Below are 4,307 nucleotides of genomic sequence, written 5' to 3' on the forward strand. Positions count from 1 at the left end.
CCGCGAAGAAGATGTGCTTACAAATTGTCAATTTAGTGCTGCCTGGACATGCTCCCGCTATATATGCGACGGCGTTCGCAAACTTGCTCGGGCTAAATCGGAATCGTAAGCGAGTGCTCATAAATCAAGTTTGACATTCTACTCTGACGATCTCAAATGGAGGGACGATTTTTACCTCCATGACCGGGGCCGGGCGTCTGCAAGCCCATTTGCGCCCTACCGATTGCCATTTGTTACCCAGCCTGTTACCCGGAGGCTTTTTCGAGTCGTCCAAATTGTCTGTAAGTTATTGATGAGCCGTGCTGGACTCGAACCAGCGACCCTCTCATTAAAAGTGAGATGCTCTGCCAACTGAGCTAACGGCCCGGCGAATCAAAAGAATAACACGGAGAAACAAAAGGCAGAGCGGTTCGTCGAATGAAATATGCTGCTAGAAATTACCGATTCGGAAAGACAGTCTCTGCTGGAAGTCGTTGAAGCGGCATCACGAACGATGCTTCATGAAATCGACCACACGGACAGCCGCGAATACCGGAAGCGATTACGGCACCGGCTGCATCTGCTGGAGCATCTCATTAAGAAAATGAAGGAACAGGAAGCCCTGACGGCTCAAACCTTTTGAGCCTTATGCGCTTCTTGTGGTTACTTTCCTTCAAACGCCGCAATAGCGGCATCATGCTTCAGGATGTAGCCGATTTCGTCCAATCCCTCTAGAATGCAGGTCTTGGAGAACGAGTCGATCGGGAAGCTCACTGTCGGGCCGCCTTCAATCGACAGCGTTTGCGTGGCGAGATCTACCGTCAGCGGAGTTCCGGGCTTCAGCAGTGCGTGCGTTTTCGCGTCAACCACGATCGGAAGCAGGCCGTTCTTGAGGCTGTTTTGCCGGAAGATATCCGCAAAACTGGTTGAGACGACTGCCCTGAACCCGAAGTCCACGAGAGCCCAAACCGCGTGTTCGCGGGAACTCCCGCATCCGAAGTTATCTCCAGCGACCAGAATCTGCGAACCTTTTGGAACCTGAAAGTCCGGTCGGTCCTCGAACAGATGGGAACCGATCCCGACCTTGTCCGTCACCTTGAGAAATCGCGCAGGAATGATCTGATCGGTGTCGATATTGACCTGCGGCACAACCACCACTTTCGATGAAATCTTCACGCCACACCTCCAAACCGGCGCGGATCGGCCACGCGGCCTTCGATGGCGCTGGCCGCCGCCGTCAACGGAGAAGCCAGCAGCGTTCGCGATCCTTTTCCCTGCCGGCCTTCGAAATTCCGGTTACTGGTACTGACCGCGGTTTTGCCCGCAGGTACGGCGTCACCGTTCATTGCGATGCACATGCTGCAGCCGGCTTCGCGCCACTCCGCTCCAGCTTCTTTGAACACCCGATCGAGGCCTTCCGCCTCTGCCTGGCGTTTTATTTCATAAGAACCCGGTACGACGAGTACTCGAACACCGGGACTGACCTTGCGGCCACGCATGACTCGCGCGGCGTTCTGGAGATCGGTGAGACGGCTGTTCGTGCAGCTTCCGATGAAGACCACGTCGATCGGATGGCCGACCAGCGCCTGGCCGGGCTCCAATGCCATATATTTCAAGGCGGCTGCATCGGCCGCATTGGAAGGCTGCGGAACCTGTCCGCTGATCGGAATGCTCATTCCCGGATTCGTACCATAGGTGATCATGGGCTCGAGCGACGAGACATCGATCGTGACGCTCTTGTCGAAATGGGCGCCGTCATCGCTCGGCAACTGCTTCCAGCGTGCAACCGCGTCATCCCAGGCTTTCCCCTGGGGAGAAAATTCGCGGCCGGCAAGATACTGGAATGTGGTGTCGTCGGGTGCGACCAATCCCGCACGCGCCCCGCCTTCGATCGCCATGTTGCAGATCGTCATGCGCGCGTCCATATCGAGGGCGCGGATGGCGGAGCCGCAGAACTCGAAAACCGATCCCGTACCGCCGGCGGTGCCGACTTTTCCGATGAGCGCAAGGATCATGTCCTTGGCAGTAACACCCGGCTGAAGCCGTCCGTCGAAGTTCACACGGAAGTTGTTCGATTTACGCTGGAGCAGGCATTGGGTCGCCAGCACCATCTCGACTTCGCTGGTGCCGATGCCGTGAGCGAGAGCGCCGAATGCGCCGTGAGTCGAGGTGTGACTGTCGCCGCAAACCATCGTCCGGCCGGGCTGGGTCAAGCCGAGTTCCGGCCCGATCACATGAACGATGCCTTGTTTCGTGCTGCTCAGGTCATAAAGCGGTACACCGAACTCGACGCAGTTCGCGGCGAGGGTCCGGACCTGGTGCGCGGCCATCTCGTCGAAACCGTCCAGAGACCGGCTCGTCGTTGGAATTGAATGGTCCATCGTTCCAAATGTCTTGTCCGGCCTTCGCACCTTCAATCCGCGCGTCTTGAGGCCGGAGAATGCCTGCGGCGTCGTTACCTCGTGGATGAGATGGATATCGATGTAAAGAATGGCGGGCGCATCCGTCTCCGGCACGACGACGTGCGCATCCCAGATCTTGTCGTAAAGAGTTTTCATAGTTTTTGACATCAGGTTGCGTCGGGCATTCGAATGTAATCGCAGATCAACTCGCCCATTTCTTTCGTGGAAACAATCTTTTCTTTCACTTTTTCACGGCCGCTCCGGCTCTTGAGATCCGGAGTCCGGTATCCGCGGCTCAGCACTTTCACAATTGCGCGCTCGAGCTTCGTCGCTTCCCTCGGCAGCTCCAGCGAATGCTCGAGGAGCATGGAGACGGAGGAAATTGCGCCGAGCGGATTGGCAATTCCCTTTCCTGCAATATCGGGCGCGGATCCGTGAACGGGCTCATACAGTCCGACCTGGCCGCCGATGCTCGCCGACGGCAGAAGACCCAGGCTGCCGGCCAGCATCGAAGCCTCGTCACTGAGAATGTCGCCGAACATGTTGTTCGTCAGGATCACATCAAATTGTGACGGCTTCGCAATAAGCTGCATGGCGCAGTTGTCGACATACATGCTTTGAAAAGAGATATCCGGAAATTGTTTCGATATCTCGGTACAGGTTTCGCGCCAGAGAACCGATGATTCCAGCACATTCGCCTTGTCCACGGACGTCACGCGGCGCCGCCGGTGGCGCGCCAGCTTAAACGCAACGCGGGCAATGCGGCGGACTTCATCGCGGCTGTAGATTTCGGTGTTGAAAGCATGATCGTCTTCGATACCGCGCGGTGAACCAAAATAAATGCCGCCAAGCAATTCCCGGACAATGACCAGATCGACCCCGCGAACCGAGTCGCGGCGGAGGGGCGAGCTGTCGACCAGAGCTTCGAAGACGGTAACCGGACGGAGATTGGCATAATTTCCGAGCAGCTTCCGCAGGTCGAGCAGGCCGTTCTCGCACTTTTTGCCGGGCGGCAGGTGATCATATTTCGGATCGCCGACCGCGCCCAGGAACACCGCGTTCGATTTCAGGCAAAGGTCCTGCGTGACTTTCGGCAGCGGCTCGCCATGGCGCTCGATAGCGACGCCGCCGATATCGCCTTCAACGAATTCGAATTCGTGATTGTGCTCGCTCGCGATGACTTCTAAAACCCGGCGAGCTTCTCGCAAAACCTCCGGGCCGGCGCCATCACCGGGCAGCCACGCTATGACTGCTTTCATGAATAGAAATTAAATCCTGATCTTCGACTCTTTTCTTACGGTCGGCCACTTCCAGAAACTTCACGTAGGCCTTCTCGAGCTGTTCGCGCGTGAGCGTGAACCCGAGTTCACGATAGCGCGCCTCGAGCGCATGCCGGCCCGAGTGCTTTCCGAGAACAATCATGCTGCGCGGCACGCCGACCCGTTCCGGAGACATGATTTCATAGGTGACGGCGTTCTTGAGCATGCCATCCTGATGGATGCCGGCTTCGTGGGCGAATGCATTCGCGCCGACGATCGCCTTGTTGACCTGAACCTGCTTGCCGGTCAGTTCGCAAAGCATCTGGCTCGACCGGTACAGTTCTTCCGTCTTCAATCCTGTCGTCACGTTGTAATACCGCTTGCGGGTATCCAGTGCCATCACGATCTCTTCGAGCGCCGCGTTACCCGCGCGTTCGCCGATACCGTTGATCGCGCACTCGACCTGGCGCGCTCCGTTTTCAATGGCGGCAAGGCTGTTGGCAACGGCCAGCCCTAAATCGTCGTGGCAATGTGTGCTGATGGTGACGCGTTCGGAATTCTTCAAGCGTTCCCGGAGGGTGCGAATCAACTGGCCATATTCGGCAGGGGTTTGATAGCCGACAGTGTCCGGTACATTGACGATCGTGGCGCCGGCATCGACGACGGC

Annotated in this window: 5 protein-coding genes and 1 tRNA gene; 1 reads left to right on the top strand and 5 read right to left on the bottom strand. The window is 57.2% G+C overall.

From position 1 onward, the window contains the following. Positions 1–293: 293 nt before the first annotated feature. Positions 294–366 (bottom strand) — tRNA-Lys (locus VGK48_11080). A gap of 58 nt (positions 367–424) precedes the next feature. Here VGK48_11080 and VGK48_11085 point away from each other — a divergent pair. Then, positions 425–622 (top strand): hypothetical protein, encoded by a 198-nt coding sequence (locus VGK48_11085; GenBank protein HEY2381710.1) that lies wholly within the window; start codon positions 425–427, stop codon positions 620–622. 20 nt (positions 623–642) lie between these two features. Here VGK48_11085 and leuD read toward each other — a convergent pair whose 3' ends face one another. From leuD to VGK48_11105, 4 genes are all read right to left on the bottom strand, one after another. Beyond that, on the bottom strand, positions 643–1,155 hold the full coding sequence (leuD, locus tag VGK48_11090; protein HEY2381711.1) for a 3-isopropylmalate dehydratase small subunit: 513 nt from the start codon (positions 1,153–1,155) through the stop codon (positions 643–645). Continuing rightward, complete coding sequence (gene leuC, locus VGK48_11095; protein ID HEY2381712.1) at positions 1,152–2,537, bottom strand: 3-isopropylmalate dehydratase large subunit; 1,386 nt, start codon at positions 2,535–2,537, stop codon at positions 1,152–1,154. The genes leuD and leuC overlap by 4 nt, the downstream gene beginning before the upstream one ends. A gap of 11 nt (positions 2,538–2,548) precedes the next feature. After that, positions 2,549–3,640, bottom strand: a complete 1,092-nt coding sequence (gene leuB, locus VGK48_11100) for a 3-isopropylmalate dehydrogenase (protein ID HEY2381713.1) — start codon at positions 3,638–3,640, stop codon at positions 2,549–2,551. Then, positions 3,609–4,307: 2-isopropylmalate synthase (locus tag VGK48_11105; GenBank protein ID HEY2381714.1), on the bottom strand; the 699-nt coding region annotated here is incomplete at its 5' end. The genes leuB and VGK48_11105, both read right to left, overlap by 32 nt.

The organism is Terriglobia bacterium, assembly GCA_036496425.1.
In the GTDB taxonomy this organism is placed as follows: Bacteria; Acidobacteriota; Terriglobia; order 20CM-2-55-15; family 20CM-2-55-15; genus 20CM-2-55-15.